We start from the raw sequence: 16,776 nt of genomic DNA on the forward strand, positions 1-16,776 counted from the left end.
AAAAATACTGCGCTATTGATGCTACGCGTCGGCCGCCCCGAAGTTCTCGGGGCGGCCGACGTGCTGTTAAGCGGTGACCAGGGCGGGCACTGTTGCGTCCGCGGTGACCAACGGTGTCTTTCGAGCGTATCGCTTCAGAACGATCACCAGGAGTGCTGCGACGACGGTACCGATCACGATCGCCAGGGCGAACAGAGCGAAGCTGTCGATGGCGAAGAAGACGAACATGCCTCCGTGCGGGGCCTTCGACGTGACGCCCCAGGCCATCGAGAGAGCGCCCGTGACTCCGGCGCCGACCATGGAGGCTGGGATCACGCGGAACACGTCTGCGGCAGCGAACGGGATGGCACCTTCGGAGATGAACGACGCCCCCAGCAGCCAGGCGGCCTTGCCGTTCTCGCGCTCGGTGACCGAGAACAGACGACGGTCGAGCACGGTGGCCAGGGCCATCGCGAGGGGCGGAACCATACCGGCAGCCATGACCGCGGCCATGATCTCCCACGGAGCCTGGTTGGCGACGGTGGCCGTACCGAGGCCGGCGACAGCGAAGGCGTAGGCCACCTTGTTGACCGGGCCACCGAGGTCGAAGCCCATCATGAGGCCCAGAATCAGGCCGAGCAGGATGGCGGACGCTCCGGTCATGCCGGACAGCCACTCGTTCAGGGCGGTGGTCAGCAGTGCGATGGGGCCACCGAGAACCAGGAACATCAGGCCCGACGCGACGATCGATGCCACCAGCGGGATGATGACGACGGGCATCAGGCTGCGGAGCCAACGCGGAACGTCGAGCTTCGCGAAGCTGGCTGCCGCGAGTCCGGCCAGCAGACCACCGGCAATGCCGCCGAGGAAGCCGGCCCCCATGAACCCTGCGACGGCACCGGCGACGAAACCGGGGGCAATTCCGGGGCGGTCGGCGATCGCGTAGGCGATGTAACCGGCCAGAGCCGGAACCAGGAAGCCCATCGACAGGGCGCCGATCTTGAAGAAGACGGCTCCCAGGTAGGTGAGCATGCCCCCTTCCGGAAGGTTGAACAGGCTGTTCTGCAGGGTGACCGTGTCGGCGACCTCGGTGATGTCGTAGCCTCCGAGGAGGAAGCCGAGGGCGATCAGGAGTCCTCCGCCGGCGACGAACGGGATCATGTAGCTGACACCGGTGAGCAGGGCGCGCTTGACCTTCTGACCGAAGTGCTCACTGGTCTCGGCGGCCTCGGCCGCGCTGGCGGTGCCGCCGACGCGGCGTGCGTTGGGGTTGTCTGCCGCGGCGAGCGCATCGCGGATGAGCTTGGCCGGTTCGTCGATGCCGCGCTTGACGGGCACCTGGATGACCGGCTTGCCCGCGAAGCGTTCGCGGCCGCGAACGTCGACGTCGACCGCGAAGATGACCGCGTCCGCCGCGGCGATGACGGCCGGGTCGAGCATCGTGAGGCCGGCAGAACCCTGGGTCTCGACCTGGAGGTCGACGCCGGCAGCCTTGGCAGCGGCGACGAGGGACTCGGCAGCCATGTAGGTGTGCGCGATCCCGGTCGGGCACGCGGTGACGGCCACAATGCGCTTGATGCCGGCGGCTGCCCCGCCGGGAGTGCTGCCGACGTTGGCGCTGGTGACGCCGCCCGCGGCAACGGGGGCCGGTGCGATGACGCTGGTGACCAGTTCGACGATTTCGGCCTGGGTCTTGGCGGCGCGCAGCGCGGCGGTGAAGGGAGCCTTCATCAGCGAGCGGGCCAGCTTGGCCAGGATCTTAAGGTGTTCCTGGTCCGCGCCCTCGGGGGCGGCGATCAGGAAGACGAGGTCCGCGGGACCGTCTGCGGCCCCGAAGTCGACCGGAGACGTCAGCCGGGCCAACGCCAGCGTCGGCTCGGTAACGGCTGACGAGCGGCAATGCGGGATGGCCAGGCCGCCGGGGATGCCGGTGGCCGTCTTCGCCTCGCGAGCGAGGGCATCCGCGTAGAGGCTCTCGATCTCGGTGGCGCGGCCGGCTCCGACGACGAGCTCGGCAAGATGCCGGATTACGCTCGACGGTGCGGCTCCGAGGTTCTTATCCAGAGCAACGAGCTCCGGGGTGATCAGTGCATTCACTGGACATCCTCCTTTGGATGGGTGTTGAGCAACGTCAGGGTGACATCACCTGGTTTTGTTTGGTGCAGTGCCGGCACAGTCGATCCGGGTAGGGAAGCCGCTGCAGCCCCATGGGCTGCAGCCTGGCGAAGAGATTCGGGGGCGGTGTCGCCGGCGATGGTGCTGAGCAGGAACCCGGCGAGGGCCGAGTCGCCGGCGCCGACAGTGCTGACGGCGACCATGGGCGGGGTCTGGGCAAGCCAGGCGCCGTCGGCCGTGACCAGCACGGCACCCTGGGAGCCGAGCGTGGCGAGAACGGCACCGACGCCGGTCGCGACCAGACGCTGGGCGGCACGGGCCACGAGCACGGGATCGCCCTCGAGGCTGTCGGGGTCAGGCATGCCGGTCAATTCGGCCAGCTCCTCCGCATTCGGCTTGATCAGGTCAGGCCCTGCGGTGACGGCCGCGGCGAGGGGCGAGCCGGACGAGTCGACGGCGACCTGCGGGGCTTTCGAGCCGAAGCGGCTGCGCAGTTCGCGGGTGATCTCGGCGTAGAAGTCGACGGGCACGCCCGGCGGCAGCGATCCGGCCAACACAAGCCAACTGGCACCCTCGGCCTTCTGCATCACGAGTTCGATCAACTCGCCCTGCTGGGCGGCGCTCAGCACCGGTCCGGGCACGTTGACCTTGGTCGTGGTTCCATCGCGCTCGGTCAACGCGATGTTGCTGCGGATCGTTGCGCCGATGGGCATGCCGAGGTGGGGTACCCCCGCCGCGCGGAGGGCGACCAGGACCGGGTCCAGGTCGTCGCCGGGGAGGATGGCGAGGCTCCGGACATCAGACGCCTTAAGGGCGCGGACGATGTTCACGCCCTTCCCGCCCGGCTCTTCATGGGACGAGCCGGCTCGCTGCACCTCGCCGCGGGCCAGAGGACCGCTCAGCTCGATGGTGCGATCCAGGCTCGGATTCGGGGTAAGCGTGATGATCACGCGATCACAACCTCAACGTCGGCCGCGGCCAGGGCGGCGGCAAGTTCAGTGGATGGGAGGGCGTCCGTGATCAGCACGTCGATGTCGCCCAGGGCCGCGAAGCGGATCAGGGTTTCCTTGTCGAGCTTGGAGGAGTCGGCGAGTGCGACGACGCGACGGGCCGAACGGACGATGGCTGTCTTCACGGCGGACTCGACGGCATCCGGGGTGCTGAAACCGAACTCGGCGTGCACGCCGTTGGCACCGACGAAGGCGATGTCGGGTCGGAGCGCGTCGAGCTGGGCGATGGTGCTGGGGCCGACGACCGCGCGGGTGAGGCCGCGCACCCGACCGCCGAGGATATAGAGCTGGATTGCCGCGTGGGCGGCGAGCTTGGTGGCGATCGGCACCGCGTTGGTGATGACCAGGAGCTCGTCGGCGGGAGCCGCAGGCACCCAGTCGACGAGAAGATCGGCGAGCAGCTCGGTCGAGGTGCCGGCGTCCAGCAGGATGGAGCCGGTCTGGCTCGCGGGGATCAGGGCGAGGGCCGCGGCCGCGATGCGCTGCTTCTCGTCGCTGTGCTGGGTCTGGCGCTCCTCGAGGCTGAGTTCCGCCATGCTCTGACGGTCGAACGAGACGGCGCCACCGTGAACGCGGCGCAGCTGGCGTGATCTCTCGAGAGTGTCGAGATCGCGGCGCACCGTTTCGGGGGTGATGTCGAAGCGGGTGGCGAGTTCGCTGACCGTGACCCGGTTCGAACTCGAGACCAGGTCGACGATCAGGGCCTGACGCTCTTCGGCGAACATTGCGACCTCCTCGACGCTGAATTGAAGAATACGAAAATGCTACCTGTGTTTGTTTTTGATTGTCAAGCCAAACACAGATAAACAAAGATGATGCGAATGGAGCGCGTGGAATCCCAGCGCGGCGCGGGAGCCGCGGCACGGGCGTCGGTCGTCGGCGCTAGCGTGGGCACCATGAAGATCCTGCACACTTCTGACTGGCACATCGGGCGAACCTTCCACACGCATTCGACCCGTGATCATCTCCGGCAGGTTCTGGACGCGCTGGTCGAAGTCGTGCGCGAACGACAGATCACGGTTGTCGTCGTCGCCGGCGACGTCTTCGATTCGGCGATGCCGTCGGCGGAGAGCTACACGCTGCTCGCGGCCGCGTTGCGCGCGATCAGGGAGGCAGGGGCATCGGTCGTGATGACGAGCGGCAACCACGATTCGGCAACCCGACTGGGCTTCCAGTCGGAGTGGGCTGGGCTGGCGGGCATCCACGTGCTGACCCGGCCGGAGAAGTACCTCGAACCCGTGACGATCTTCGACGAATACGGGCCAGTGCACTTTTACGGCATCCCCTATCTCGAACCGGCGCTGATCCGGCACCTCGGTTGCTTCGGCGCGCCGGAGCGACAGCTGAAGACTCATGAGCAGGTGCTCACCTTCGTGATGCGGCAGATCCGCGACGACCTGGCCGTGCGCGGGGGGCGCTCGGTCGTGCTCAGCCACTGCTTCGCGGCGGGCGTGCCCGCGGCAGCGGCCACCGACACCGTGCGGGACATCACCGCCGGCGGCCTCGACCTGGTACCTGTTTCCGTCTTCGCCGGAGCGGATGCGTCGGGTGCAGCCGCGCAGACGGGCGTGGCTCAGGTCGACCCGGACTATGTCGCGCTCGGCCACATCCACGGCAGGGCGAAGCTCACAGACCGGGTGCGCTACTCGGGGGCGCCCCTGCACTACTCGTTCTCGGAGGCCGGCAAGCCCCGGGGGTGCTGGCTGGTCGAGCTTCAGGCCGGTCGCACGGCGGAGATCGAGTGGATCTCCCTGCCGGTGCCGCGGCGGCTCAGCGTGCTCACGGGGGAGATCGAACAGCTCCTCACCGACGAGGCCCTCACAGAATTCGAGCCCGACTGGGTGTCCGCGATCCTGACCGACCAGGGGCGGCCGCTCGACGGCATCCGTCGCCTGCAGAAACGATTCCCGCACTGCGTCACCCTCGAGCATCGGCCCGCTGTCGTCGCCGATCTGGATGCCTCTAGTTACGGCGACCGCATCAGTCGGCAGACCGACCACGAGATTGTCGCCGGCTTCCTCGAGTTCGTGCGCAACGGCGTCGGGCAGACCGAGTTCGAGCGCGACCTCGTGGCTGAGCTCCTCGCCGTCGGTGAGATCAGAGAGGTCAGCCAGTGAAAATCAAGCGCCTGCGGATCGCCGGTTTCGGCCCGTACAAGAACGAGCAGGTGATCGACTTCGAGCGGTTCGACGCCGACGGAATCTTCCTGATCACCGGCAAGACCGGTGCCGGCAAGTCAAGCATCCTCGACGCCGTCTGTTTCGCCCTCTACGGCAGTGTGCCGCGCTACGAGGGCACGGAGTCACAGCTGCGCAGCGACCACTGCGATCCGGACGACCTCACTTTCGTCGAGCTCGAATTCGGCTTGAACGACAGCGACTACCGCATCTACCGCACACCCCGCTATGAGAAGGCCAAAAAGCGTGGCGTGGGAACGACCCTGTCGCAGCCCGACGCGCGCCTGGACATCCGTCACCCGCACATGCGTGACCGGACTGACGATCCGGGCGCTGCGGGCTGGCGCAGCGTAGCGGCCAAGCCGGTCGACGTCGGCACGGAGCTCAGCCGCATCCTGCCGCTGAAACAAGACCAGTTCCTGCAGGTGATCCTGCTGGCGCAGAATCGGTTCCAGCGGTTCTTGCTCGCCAAAGCCGATGACCGCCGGGGCGTGCTGCGCATCCTGTTCGGCACGGCCCGGTTCGATCAGCTTGACCTGGAGCTGATCAATCGCCGCAAGGGCCTCGACGATGAGGTGCTGTCGGTGCGCCAGCGCCTGGCGGGGCTGGCGGCCACGGTCTCCCACCAGCTGCAGCCGGCCGGCGAGGCCGAGCTTGCCGCTGTTCCCGAGGTTCTCGACCGCGGCTGGTTCATCGACGCGTTGGCGCAGCTGGACGACTCCCTAACGGATGCGGTGGAGACCGCCGAACGGTGCACCGTCGCGCTCAACACGGCGACGGTGCACGTGCAGGCCGAGGAGGAGTTGCGCTGGCGGCAGGAACGGCGGGACGCAGCGCACACCGCGTTGACGGTTCTCGGCGTCCGGGAGCCCGGCGTCATCGCCGACCGGGTGGCCGTGCAGGGCGCGAACCGGGCGGCGCGGGTGTGGCCTGCGCTGCGCGCCGGGCAGGAGGCGGACGCCGCGCTCGCGCTGGCCGTATCCGCCGAGCAGCTGGCGCGAGAGGTATGGCGCGAGTTCCAGGCCGACCCGGCTACGACGGAGTCGGCTGCGAATCTCACGGTTGTGTCCGAGATTCTCCTCGGCCAACTGGGGTCCCTGAACGACGTGGTCGAGGCCGAACGGTTGCTGCCCGGCATCGTGGGCGAGATTGTGGAGCTGCAGGCCGGCCTCGGCCTGCACACGGCGGCCGTGCTCGAGACTCAGGTTCGCCTGGAGAAATTGCCCGGACGGCTCGACGCGGTCGACGCCGAGCTCGCGGAGGCTGCCCTCGGGGCGGCCCGCGAACCCGAGGCGCGAGCCGTGGTGGAGCGGCTGCAGGCGGCCCGCGCCGCTGCCTGTCAGATGCGGCGCCTCGACGCCGAACTGTCGGCGGCGCACCTCGCCGACGCGGTCGCGGCCGGCGAAAACACGGCCGCGGCCGTGCACTACCAGACCCTCGTGGATCGGCGACTGGCCGGCCACGCCGTCGAGTTGGCACTGAACCTTGTGCCGGGCAGGCCCTGTGAGGTGTGCGGCTCTACCGTGCATCCGTCGCCGGCCACGGGCGACGACGAACCGGTCACCGAGGCCGATATCGTGGCCGTCCGGTTGAGGTTGAAAGCAGGGCAGGCCCGGCTCGAGCAGACCCATGCCGACATCGGCAGGGTCGCCGCCGAGCTGTCCGAGGCCCGCGCCCGGGCCGGGGAACGCGACAGTGAGCAGCTCAGCGCCGACCTGACCGTCGCCGAGAGCTCCCTGGCGGAGACCGGCAGCGCCAGCCGTCGGGCGAAGTCCCTCGGCCTCGACAAGAGCCGGCTGCGGGCCGAACTGGACGAGGCTGCCCACACTCTGTCCGGCCTTCGGTCCACCCGCGACGAGGTGGCCGCTCAGCTCGCCGAGCGGCGCAGCGCCCGGCTGGCCATCGATGACCGGGTGGCCGCCCAGCGCGGCGAATTCGCCTCGGTCGGCGACCGGGTCGATCGGTTGCGGGCCGAGCTGGCCGCCGCGCGAGCTCTCGACGAGGCCCTCGACCTCAGCCGCGAGCGCCGCAGCGTTCGGCACGCCGCCGACGCATCCGTGCAGTCACAGCTCGCTCGGGAAGGCTTCGCCGATGAATCGAGCGTCACCGCGGCCCACCTCTCCGACGTCGCCGTGCGACTTCTCGACGAGCGCATCCGCAGGCATGATGACGAGGAGGCGGCGGCGCGCTCTGTGCTCGCCGAGCCGGCGCTCGCGGGTCTGCCCGCCGATCTGACCGACCTCGTTCCGGCCCGCAACGCCGTGACGGAAGCGGCGGCCCAGCGCGACGCCGCGCTGGCCGCCCGCGGCTCGCTGGGAGAGCGGGTGGTCGTCATGACGGGCCTGGTCTCAGATGCACGGGCGCACTTCGACGCCGGGGATGAGATCCTGTCGAGGCAGGCTCAGGTGCGGGAGTTGTCCGCCGCGGTGCACGGTGACGAGCCCAACACCAAACGGATGCGGCTGGAAACCTACGTTCTCGCCGCGGAGCTGGAGCAGATCATCGCCGCGGCGAACAACCGGCTGCGCACGATGACCGGCGGCCGGTACCTCCTCGAGCACGACGACTCGGTGCAGTATCGGGGGAGGCAATCCGGACTGGGTCTGCTGATCCGCGACGCACACACCGGGCGCGCCCGGCCGACCCACTCGCTCTCGGGCGGTGAGACTTTCCTGGCGTCCCTCGCCCTGGCGCTGGGGCTGGCGGAGATCGTGTCCAACCAAGCCGGCGGAATCGCCCTGGACACACTGTTCGTCGACGAGGGCTTCGGCTCGCTCGACAGTGCAACCCTGGAAACGGCGATGAACACCCTGGACGGCCTCCGCGCCGGGGGCCGCACCATTGGGCTGATCAGCCACGTCGACTCCATGAAGGAACAGATCCCGGCCAAACTGGTCATCACCGTCAGTGCCGAGGGTCACAGCGAGATCGGTGAGGTGCTGGTGTCGGGCTGAGCGGGCTCCGCCAACGTAGCCGGTGCGGTCGGGAACCTAGTCGATGCCGTGCGCATCCGAATAGGCAGTCTGACCTGGGCACGAGAAGAGCACACGCCCCATTGCGTCGTGCTCAGCCGGGGCCACCCACAGGCCGTAGGCAGCCTTAACCGAGATCTGCCGGGCCACGTACTCGCAGCGGAACGACTTCTGGGCGGGCAACCAGGTGGCGGCGTCCCCGTCTCCCTTCTGCGAGTTGGAGCTGCCGTCGGAGGCCAACAGGTTCAGGGGGTCATTGGCCAGTGCGATCCGCTCGGCCTGATCGAGCTGCTGGGCGCCGGTCTGCCAGGCGTTCGACAGGGCCACCAGATGATCGATCTGCACGAGCCTTGAGGTGGCCTCGCCGCGCTCGAACACCACCGACTCGCCCGTGTACGGCGCCAGCAACGTGCCGCTGAGCACCCGGCAGGTTTCATCGGTCACGATCGCGGTCAGGTCGCGGGCCAGGATGTCGTTGCGCGTGTCGCATCCGTTGTCGTCGACATCGCGCCAGGTCGAACCGAACACCCCGGTTCGGTCGTAGCCCGTCTTCGGGGCCTTGCCCTTGACCGGCAGGGTCGCGAGCAGATCGGCGGCGTCGCCGGTGGCCGTGACCGAGGAAGTGCCCGCGCCGGTGCCAGGGATGGGTGACGCGATCGGAGCGGGCCAGGAAGTGATGCCGGGAACAGGCACGGGAGTAATGCCGGGACCCGGTCCGGGAGTGATTCCGAGCACGCCGGCCACGATCGCAGAGACCAGGGCGAGGAGCGTCAGCGCCACCAGCAGTACTGTCGTTGGCCGCCGGGAGCGCCGGCTGCGGACCGACGCCGGCCGGCGCGATGAGTGTGGCATGGTGGTGCTCCCCGGGGTCAGCTTCCGACCCTACCGGGCAGCGATAATGGCCCATGACCAAAAATTGGACCCCGTTGGCCTTCGTCTACCTGCTGCTCGCCCTGGCCGGTCTCGTGGGCACCTGGACCTTCAACGTGCTCGCTATCGTGCAGCTTCGCGACTTCATCGGGGACTGGGTGAACAGCGGCCCGGCGGTGTCGTCGCTGACCGTGGACCTGCTGGTAGTGGCGGTGGCCGGCAGCATCCTGATCATCGTCGAGGCCAGACGCCTCGGGATGAAGCGGGGCTGGCTCTACGTGGTGCTTTCGGGCCTGACGGCCTTCGCCTTCACCTTCCCGCTCTTCCTTTCCATGCGGGAGCGCACCCTGCAGGGACGCAGGCTTCAGGCTGCGACCACTCCGACGCTGTCTGGATAGAGCGCAGCCCGATTCGGAGTGACGAGCCGATTCAACGGCGATTGTGCCCAGAACCGGCCCCAGCCAGTCATTGCGGACTGAAATGGCTAACTCCCGGCACCCCTGCCGTGCCCGTGGGACAGGCCCGGTCAGCTCGTCCGTGTGGGCATACGGGTCTGTGCCTGGGTGTCTGTGTCTGTCTGCCTGCCTGTCTGCCTGCCTGCCTGTGTGTGTCGGCCTGCCTGTGTGTGGCTAACTCAGGACATCCGTCGCTCGAGGTACCCGGCCGCCGCGGAACAGTGCGGAACCCGGGCGGATGCCCGGTGTGGCTCCGTCGGATCTCCTGAGTTGGCCACACCAGGCGACGGATGTGCCGTAAAGCCTGCACCGTTCGGTCATCCACCACGCGCTCGGAACCGCCCTCGCAGCACGAATCAAGTCGACAAAGAGTTTGTCCGGAACAGGCCCCAGGAATCCGTTGCGGGCCGAAACTGCAGGAATTTCGCCGAGGTCGTTACGACGCTGCCGGCTAGTCGGTGTTAGCGGAACGCGCCCTCGTCGAGGGCCGCTTCGCTGCCGGCTTGGCCGCTGTCTTCGCTGCTTTCGCTGTCTTCGTCGTCTTCGTCGTCTTCGTCGCGTTCGTTGCTTTCGCCGGCTTGGCCGCCGGCTTCGTCGCTTTCGTCGCTTTCGCTGACTTCGTCGGAGGGGTCGCTTTCGTCGCCGGCTTCGCCTGTGCCTGCCTCGTGGCGTGCCGGGTGGCCGCCTTGGTGGGCTGCTTCTTCACTGACCGTTCGGTGACTGTTCCGTCGAAGTGCTCGTTCGAGGCCTGGGAATCCGCTTTCGTCAGATGCACGATCGCGTCCCGGTGTTCCGGCGGCGCATAGACCGTGGCGAGCCGCAGCACCTTCCCGCCGGAGTTCACCACGTTGTGCCGAGCCCCGGCCGGCACGATCATGGCCGAGTTCCTTCGGATCTTCGTTCGGCTGCCGTCGATCCAGATCTCGCCCTTGCCTTTTTCCACCCGAAAGAACTGGTCACGATTCCGGTGCACCTCCTCCCCGATGTCCTCGCCCGGCTCCAGCGCCATCACGACGAGCTGCAGCCCGTTCGAGGTGTACAGCACCTCGCGGAAATTCGAGTTGCGGATGGCTGCATCTTCGATGTCGTCGACAAAACCCTTCATGGAATTCTCCTTCGTTCCCCTGCACGGTAGTCGCGGCGGCGGCGCCATTCAACCGCCGTGGTTTGCCCCAAAGGGTGAAGTATGCTTCACTTGTTTTCGGAGGGGAGTAATCCCCAGTCTGTGGTCGTCATTACGGTTTCGTCATCGGAACCCGGCCATAGGGACCCGTTCCGGGTTGGACCAGACCTCCAGTCGAAGCACTGACTGGAAGGTAATTCCCATGAACGTCCCCCTCTACGCCTGGATGGCGGTGTTCGGTGTGATCGCCGTTATGTTGGCTGTCGACCTGTTCGCCCACCGCAAGGCCCATGTGATCGGTGTGCGAGAGGCCGCGATCTGGTCGGTGATCTGGGTGCTGATCGGTATCGCCTTCGGCGTCGTGATCTGGATCACGGCCGGGGCTGAGTTCGGGCAGCAGTACTATGCCGGCTACCTGATCGAGAAGTCGCTCGCGGTCGACAACGTCTTCGTCTGGGCGATCATCTTCGCCGCCTTCGCGGTGCCCCGCCAATTCCAGCACCGGGTGCTGTTCCTCGGCGTGCTCGGTGCGCTCGTGTTGCGCGGTATCTTCATCGCGGCGGGCGCCGTGCTGATCGAAAACTTCTCCTGGATCCTCTACGTGTTCGCAGCGTTCCTGATCTACACCGGCTACCGCATGATCCGCACCCGCAACGAACACGCGCACCCCGAGAAGTCGCCGGTGCTGCGCCTCTTCCGCCGCTTCGTCCCGATGACCGACGCGTTCCACGGCCAGCGCTTCCTCGTGCGCAAGAACGGCATCCTGCTCGCCACGCCGCTGCTGGCGGTCCTCGTGCTGGTCGAGGTGACGGATGTCGTGTTCGCCGTGGACTCCATCCCGGCCATCTTCGCGGTCACCAGTGAACCGTTCATCGTCTTCACCGCCAACGCCTTCGCGATCCTCGGCCTGCGGGCGATGTACTTCCTGCTCGCCGACCTCATGCACCGGTTCGTCTACCTGAAGATCGGCCTCTCTCTCGTGCTGATCTGGGTGGGCGTCAAGATGCTGCTGCTCGACGTGTTCTACATTCCGACGACAGTCTCCCTCGGTGTGATCGCGCTGATCATCGCGGTGTCGGTCGTTCTCAGCCTGCGGGCCACACGGGGACAGGGTCGGCGCGAGGTCGAGGCTGCTCCTGCGGGCTCCTTCCGGGAGGCCACCGCCGAGGAATTGGCCGAGATGGAGCCGGTCTGGCGTCGATCTGCTCGCGCACCCGAGCAAAAGGCCCAGAAATCCGTGCAGAAGAAGAAGGAGAACGAGACCCGCCGATGACCGAGCTGCCAACGACCGAACCGCCGATCTCGGCGACAGATGCCCCCGGCAAGCCGTGGACATTCCTCACCCACCACGCACACCTGCTGCTCGCCATAGCGGAGAACCCTGATGCGCGGGTGCATGAGCTTGCGGAAACGGTGGGAGTGTCGTCCCGGGCGGCGCTCAGCATCATGGCTGATCTGGTCGAGGCCGGGTACATTCGCCGCGAGCGGGTGGGCCGGCGCAACCACTACAGCCTCGAGCGGAATCGGCCGTTCCGGCATCCGTCGACCGCGTCGCACAGCGTGGATGAGATGATCGCCGTTTTTGCCACGCTTTCGCCCGCACTGCCTGGCACGGATGACCGCGGAGGCGGATCAGCGCACCGGCCCGGCCTCCAGAGCCCGGAGGCGGCTCGCGGCGATCGCGGCCGCGGCCAGGACGCCGATGAAGACCGCGATGCCGAGCACGTAGAGCGCCACCGCGGAGTAACCACCGGGTTGGGCCGGGTCGAGGAACGGGTAGGTGTAGAAGCCGGTCGTCGTTCCGCGCACCAGGGCATAGACCACCCAGAGCACCGGGTAGATCAGGGCGTAGCCGAGGCGGTTCCACGCCACAGCCGGTCGCCCTGGCGAGAGAATCCAGTCCAAAGCGATGAAGATCGGCGCCCACACGTGGAGTACCTCGTTGGGCCAGCCGACACCGATGAAGCCGTCGGAGACGACATTGCGCAGCAGCGCGTTGTAGACGACCCCGGTGACGACCGCGTACGTGAGGACCGACATCCGCACCGTGGTGAGCAGCTGGGGATCGACGCGACTGCCCAACGCGAGGGAACCTCCCACGAGGAGAACGACCACGTTCATCAGGCTCGACTGGATCGTGAAATAACCGAAGTACTCGGTGGCCACGAAGGCATCGTTCCAGATCTGGTCGGTGACCTGGGTCGCGATGCTCGCGAACAGCAGCAGCCCCATCCCGATCCGGAGCAGACCGGACAGGCGCCGGGGGGCGGAGGGCACTAATGAGTCGGAGGCCACCGTAGGAATTGCTGTTGAAGTCACTGGAAAAGAATAGTGCTGCCGAGCTGGGGAATCAGCAGGGCAGGCCGCGTCGTTCGTCCGGTCCACGTAACTAAATCGCCAAATCACAAAACTGGTCCCTAATATTGGGGCCAGACCAAAATTCCTCGCAGAGGATATGACAGGAAGGTCACAGTTGCTGGAAGTAACTGCGCTCCGCTGGACGCTCACTATCGCACTCATTCTGGGTCTGCTCGCGCTGGACCTGGGCCTGGCCATGGCCCGGCCGCACGTGGTCAAATTCCGGGAGGCCGCAATCTCTTCGGTGCTGTACATCGCGGTCGCCATCGTGTTCGGCCTCGTCTTCGCAGCCCAGGTGGGCTGGGGCTTCGGCGCGGAGTACTTCGCCGGCTACATCGTGGAGAAGAGCCTGTCCATCGACAACCTCTTCGTTTTCGTGATCATCATGTCAACCTTCGCCGTGCCGGAAAAGTACCAGCAGAAGGTTCTCATTTTCGGGATCGTGCTGGCACTCATACTGCGGGCGATCTTCATCGCGCTGGGCGCCGCTCTGCTCTCGCTGTTCTCCTTCATGTTCCTGATCTTCGGTCTGGTGCTGATTTTCACGGCCGTTCAGCTGTACCGGCACCGCAACGTCGACCCCGACGTGCAGGACAACGTGTTGGTTCGGGTGGCCCGTCGGGGCCTGACCGTGACCGACGATTACGTCGGCGGTCGAATGTTCACCCGCAGTGCCGGGCGCCGCGCCGTGACACCGCTGTTCATCGTTCTGATCGCGATCGGGAGCACCGATCTTCTGTTCGCACTCGACTCGATCCCGGCGATTTTCGGAATCACCGACGAGGCGTACATCGTCTTCACGGCCAACGCCTTCGCACTTCTCGGGCTCCGGGCGCTGTTCTTCCTCGTCAAGGGGCTCCTGGACCGGTTGGTCTACCTGTCGACCGGACTGTCCCTGATCCTGGCCTTCATCGGAGTGAAACTCGTTCTGCACTGGGGACACGGCCTGGACGACCGCGTGCCGGAGATCAGCACGAACCTCAGCCTCATCGTCATCGGAGTGGTTCTGACCGTGACCACGGTCGCCAGCCTGATCAAAACACGCCAGGATCCCACGGCGCGAGCTCACGCCGGCTCACTCCGGGCAGCGGATCGACCCGAGTCTGAGGCAGCGGATCGGCCCGGCTCCGAGCGCAACAGCTGACCGGCGCCGAGTCGCTGGCGGGCGAGAACTGACGGCCTAGAAGGGGAACAGCAGCCGGTGCAGGAACTGCCGGGTGCGTTCCTCCTTCGGGTGGCGCAGCACCTGTTTCGGGTCGCCATGCTCCACGATCCGGCCGCCGTCGACGAAAGCCACCGTGGTGGCCACCTCGCGCGCGAACTCGAGTTCGTGGGTCACGATCACCATGCTCCAGCCCTCCAAGGCCAATTCCTTGATCAGACGCAGCACATCACCGACGAGTTCCGGGTCGAGCGACGAGGTCGGCTCATCGAAGAGCAGCAACTTCGGACGCAGGGCGAGCGCGCGCACAATGCCCACGCGTTGCTGCTGGCCGCCGGAGAGCTCGAACGGGTAGCTGTCCCTCTTGGAGCTGAGTCCAACGCGGTCCAGCAGGGCGAGCGCCTCTGCCGTGACCTCGTCTTTCGGGCGCCGCTGAACCATGACCGGGCCCTCCAACACGTTCTCCAACACGGTCTTGTGCGGGAACAGGTTGTAGTGCTGGAAGACCATGGCCGACCGGTCGCGCAGAGCTGCCAGCTGTTTCTTGCCCGGTGCGGTGGTGAAGTCCACCGACAGCTCGTCGGCCAACTCGATCGTTCCGCCGTCGGCCAGCTCCAGCCCGTTCAAGCAGCGCAGGATGGTGGTCTTGCCGGACCCTGAGGGTCCGATCAGGGCGAGCACGTGACCGCGGCTCACCGTCAGGTCGATGGACTGCAACACCTGGTTGGCGCCGAAACTCTTCTGCAGCCCGCGCACACGGAGCAGGGCGTCGGCGGCCGGCGCTGCGTCCGGGTCCGGCGGGCCGGTCGGCTCAATCGGTTCAGTGGGCGACATAGCGGTCCAATCGCTTTTCGAGGATGCTCTGCACCGACGAGAGAGCCAGGCAGATCACCCAGTAGACCAGGGCCGCCTCAAGGTAGAGCAGCATGAATTCCGTGCTGAACGCCGCCACCTGCTGGGCCTCACGGAACAGCTCCGTGACCAGGATCACCGACGCCAAGGAGGTGTCCTTCACCAAGCTGATGAACGTGTTCGACAGGGGCGGCACCGATACCCGGGCGGCCTGAGGCAAGATGATTCGGGTCAGCGCCCGTCGGTGCGACATGCCGATCATGTATGCCGCCTCCCACTGCCCCTTGGGCACCGAGAGGATCGCCGCCCGAATCACCTCGGCGGCGTATCCTCCGACGTTCAGTGAGAACGCGACCACGGCGCTCGGCCACGGATCGATCACGATGCCCAACGACGGCAGGCCGTAGAAAATAACGAACAGCTGCACCAGCAGGGGGGTGCCGCGCACGATGGAGATGTAGACCCGGGCAATGCTCGACACCCATCCCCGCCGGGACAGGCGCATGAGCGCCAGCCCGATGGCGAGCGTGATCCCGATCGCGAAAGAGGCAAGCGCCAGCGGGATGGTGCCGAGGATCGCCCCCTGCACAATGGGGCCCAGCGAGGTCCAGAACAGGTCCCAGGCAGATTGATTCATTGCGGGAGTGTATTACTGCGAAACGTCGGACCCGAAGTACTTCTCCGAGATCGAGGTCAGGGTGCCGGCGGCGGCGAGCTTCTCGAGGGCGCCGTCGACGGCATCCGTCAGCGCCGTGCTGCCCTTGACGAACGCGAAGGATGTCGCGGACTTCTCGTCGGTGTTCGCGGCGACCTTGAGGCCGGTGGCGCCGGTCTGCTTCTGGTAGTCGAGGAAGGTCAGGTTGTCGTTCACGGTCGCGTCGACGCGGCCCTGTTCGACCAGCGCGACGGATTGGGCCCAGCCCTCGACGGCCTGCACGTTCGCGCCGCTCTCGGTGGCGAGCGTGTTCCAATTGCTGGTCAGCGACTGGGCCGTGGTCTTACCGGACAGGGAGTCGAAAGAGGTGATCGAGGTGTTGTCGCTCTTGACCACGATCACGCCCGTCGAAAACGTGTAGGGGGTCGAGAAGTCGTACTTGGCAACGCGTTCCGGCGTGGTCGTGACCTGGTTGGCGATGACGTCGAAGCGGCCGGCCTCGAGGCCGGCGAAGATGCCGTCCCACTGGGTTTCTTCGAACTTGACCTTGACACCGAGCTCGGCTGCGACCGCCTCGATGATCTCGACGTCGTAGCCGGTCAGTGCGCCGGAGCCACCCTCGTGGAAGGTGAACGGTCGGTACGTGCCCTCGGTGCCGACGGTCAGCACGCCCGCATCCGTGACGGCAGACAGTGAGGTGTCGGCGCCGGCGGTGGCCGTGTCATCGGAGTCGGCAGCGGAGCAGCCGGCCAGCGACACGGTGAGCGCTGCGAGAAGTACCGCCGACATGATCTTGAGCTTCATTGTTTCTGGCCTAACCGAGGTTGCAGGTGCGTATTCGTCGCCGGGAAGCAACGTCCGAAGACTAACAAGGAGTGAGCGTCAGCCAGTATTCCCGTGACACCCCACGTAATACAAGGTATGGGCCCTGGTCGTCGCCTCAGCTCGCAATTCCGGCGTGGAATGCTGCGCGAGGCCTGCGCATGCTGCCGCGCGTACGGCGCGCAAACTCGGTGCCCCGGTTCGACGAGGACGAGCAGAGACGTCT

14 protein-coding genes and 1 pseudogene are annotated in these 16,776 nt (G+C 66.7%); 6 read left to right on the plus strand and 9 right to left on the minus strand.

What is annotated here, in order from left to right; genetic code table 11:
• Nucleotides 1-66: 66 nt before the first annotated feature.
• Genes E3O65_RS15165 through E3O65_RS15175 form a run of 3 tightly spaced genes read right to left on the minus strand, consistent with a single transcriptional unit; the run spans nucleotide 67 to nucleotide 3,829 of the window.
• The gene (locus E3O65_RS15165) at nucleotides 67-2,076 is read right to left on the minus strand and encodes a PTS fructose transporter subunit IIABC (RefSeq protein ID WP_134364555.1); all 2,010 of its coding nucleotides are present in this window, start codon (nucleotides 2,074-2,076) and stop codon (nucleotides 67-69) included.
• The gene (locus tag E3O65_RS15170) at nucleotides 2,073-3,044 is read right to left on the minus strand and encodes a 1-phosphofructokinase family hexose kinase (protein ID WP_134364556.1); all 972 of its coding nucleotides are present in this window, start codon (nucleotides 3,042-3,044) and stop codon (nucleotides 2,073-2,075) included. Before E3O65_RS15170 ends, E3O65_RS15165 begins: the two co-directional genes overlap by 4 nt.
• A complete protein-coding gene (locus tag E3O65_RS15175; protein WP_134364557.1) occupies nucleotides 3,041-3,829 on the minus strand; it encodes a DeoR/GlpR family DNA-binding transcription regulator in 789 nt (262 codons plus the stop codon). The genes E3O65_RS15170 and E3O65_RS15175 overlap by 4 nt, the downstream gene beginning before the upstream one ends.
• Nucleotides 3,830-3,925: 96 nt before the next feature.
• Between E3O65_RS15175 and E3O65_RS15180 the strand changes: the two genes are divergently transcribed.
• A complete protein-coding gene (locus E3O65_RS15180) occupies nucleotides 3,926-5,221 on the plus strand; it encodes an exonuclease SbcCD subunit D (protein WP_338419198.1) in 1,296 nt (431 codons plus the stop codon).
• Nucleotides 5,218-8,235 carry an AAA family ATPase gene (locus E3O65_RS15185; protein ID WP_134364558.1) on the plus strand — a complete coding sequence of 1,006 codons (3,018 nt, stop codon included), beginning with the start codon at nucleotides 5,218-5,220 and terminating at the stop codon, nucleotides 8,233-8,235. The genes E3O65_RS15180 and E3O65_RS15185 overlap by 4 nt, the downstream gene beginning before the upstream one ends.
• Nucleotides 8,236-8,271: 36 nt before the next feature.
• Here E3O65_RS15185 and E3O65_RS15190 read toward each other — a convergent pair whose 3' ends face one another.
• On the minus strand, nucleotides 8,272-9,033 hold the full coding sequence (locus tag E3O65_RS15190; protein ID WP_241985703.1) for an HNH endonuclease family protein: 762 nt from the start codon (nucleotides 9,031-9,033) through the stop codon (nucleotides 8,272-8,274).
• Nucleotides 9,034-9,158: 125 nt separating this feature from the next.
• On the opposite strand from E3O65_RS15190, the gene E3O65_RS15195 reads away from it, so the two are divergent.
• The gene (locus tag E3O65_RS15195; protein ID WP_134364560.1) at nucleotides 9,159-9,521 is read left to right on the plus strand and encodes a DUF2834 domain-containing protein; all 363 of its coding nucleotides are present in this window, start codon (nucleotides 9,159-9,161) and stop codon (nucleotides 9,519-9,521) included.
• Nucleotides 9,522-10,029: 508 nt separating this feature from the next.
• On the opposite strand, the gene E3O65_RS16925 is transcribed toward E3O65_RS15195, so the two are convergent.
• A complete protein-coding gene (locus E3O65_RS16925; RefSeq protein WP_198412694.1) occupies nucleotides 10,030-10,731 on the minus strand; it encodes a cupin domain-containing protein in 702 nt (233 codons plus the stop codon).
• A gap of 172 nt (nucleotides 10,732-10,903) precedes the next feature.
• On the opposite strand from E3O65_RS16925, the gene E3O65_RS15205 reads away from it, so the two are divergent.
• Both E3O65_RS15205 and E3O65_RS17320 read left to right on the plus strand, forming a co-directional pair.
• Nucleotides 10,904-11,974: a TerC family protein gene (locus E3O65_RS15205; RefSeq protein ID WP_134364561.1), complete on the plus strand. Its 1,071-nt coding sequence runs from the start codon at nucleotides 10,904-10,906 to the stop codon at nucleotides 11,972-11,974.
• Nucleotides 11,971-12,180 (plus strand): annotated as a pseudogene (locus E3O65_RS17320) (winged helix-turn-helix domain-containing protein); the annotation flags it as partial. The gene E3O65_RS15205 and the pseudogene E3O65_RS17320, both read left to right, overlap by 4 nt.
• A 153-nt stretch (nucleotides 12,181-12,333) precedes the next feature.
• Here the strand turns inward: E3O65_RS17320 and E3O65_RS16805 are convergent.
• Nucleotides 12,334-13,020, minus strand: coding sequence for a Pr6Pr family membrane protein (locus E3O65_RS16805; protein WP_166785783.1), 687 nt, complete (start codon nucleotides 13,018-13,020; stop codon nucleotides 12,334-12,336).
• A gap of 154 nt (nucleotides 13,021-13,174) precedes the next feature.
• On the opposite strand from E3O65_RS16805, the gene E3O65_RS15215 reads away from it, so the two are divergent.
• The gene (locus tag E3O65_RS15215) at nucleotides 13,175-14,203 is read left to right on the plus strand and encodes a TerC/Alx family metal homeostasis membrane protein (protein ID WP_134364563.1); all 1,029 of its coding nucleotides are present in this window, start codon (nucleotides 13,175-13,177) and stop codon (nucleotides 14,201-14,203) included.
• 36 nt (nucleotides 14,204-14,239) lie between these two features.
• Here the strand turns inward: E3O65_RS15215 and E3O65_RS15220 are convergent, their stop codons facing one another.
• The 3 genes from E3O65_RS15220 to E3O65_RS15230 are packed head-to-tail and all read right to left on the minus strand — an operon-like array spanning nucleotide 14,240 to nucleotide 16,532.
• A complete protein-coding gene (locus E3O65_RS15220; protein WP_134364564.1) occupies nucleotides 14,240-15,055 on the minus strand; it encodes an amino acid ABC transporter ATP-binding protein in 816 nt (271 codons plus the stop codon).
• Nucleotides 15,042-15,710: an amino acid ABC transporter permease gene (locus E3O65_RS15225; protein ID WP_134364565.1), complete on the minus strand. Its 669-nt coding sequence runs from the start codon at nucleotides 15,708-15,710 to the stop codon at nucleotides 15,042-15,044. Before E3O65_RS15225 ends, E3O65_RS15220 begins: the two co-directional genes overlap by 14 nt.
• Before the next feature lie 12 nt (nucleotides 15,711-15,722).
• The gene (locus E3O65_RS15230; RefSeq protein WP_134364566.1) at nucleotides 15,723-16,532 is read right to left on the minus strand and encodes an amino acid ABC transporter substrate-binding protein; all 810 of its coding nucleotides are present in this window, start codon (nucleotides 16,530-16,532) and stop codon (nucleotides 15,723-15,725) included.
• Between the last annotated feature and the right edge of the window lie 244 nt (nucleotides 16,533-16,776).

It is taken from the genome of Cryobacterium breve (genome assembly GCF_004402375.1).
Lineage (GTDB): Bacteria > Actinomycetota > Actinomycetes > Actinomycetales > Microbacteriaceae > Cryobacterium > Cryobacterium breve.

Bases quoted from the DNA above. Each gene is read 5' to 3' on its own strand.
- E3O65_RS15225 (WP_134364565.1), bottom strand. From the start codon at position 15,710: ATGAATCAATCTGCCTGGGACCTGTTCTGGACCTCGCTGGGCCCCATT.
- E3O65_RS15175 (WP_134364557.1), bottom strand. From the start codon at position 3,829: ATGTTCGCCGAAGAGCGTCAGGCCCTGATCGTCGACCTGGTCTCGAGT.
- E3O65_RS15230 (WP_134364566.1), bottom strand. From the start codon at position 16,532: ATGAAGCTCAAGATCATGTCGGCGGTACTTCTCGCAGCGCTCACCGTG.
- E3O65_RS16925 (WP_198412694.1), bottom strand. From the start codon at position 10,731: ATGGCGCCGCCGCCGCGACTACCGTGCAGGGGAACGAAGGAGAATTCC.
- E3O65_RS15220 (WP_134364564.1), bottom strand. From the start codon at position 15,055: ATGTCGCCCACTGAACCGATTGAGCCGACCGGCCCGCCGGACCCGGAC.
- E3O65_RS15205 (WP_134364561.1), top strand. From the start codon at position 10,904: ATGAACGTCCCCCTCTACGCCTGGATGGCGGTGTTCGGTGTGATCGCC.
- E3O65_RS15180 (WP_338419198.1), top strand. From the start codon at position 3,926: ATGGAGCGCGTGGAATCCCAGCGCGGCGCGGGAGCCGCGGCACGGGCG.
- E3O65_RS15195 (WP_134364560.1), top strand. From the start codon at position 9,159: ATGACCAAAAATTGGACCCCGTTGGCCTTCGTCTACCTGCTGCTCGCC.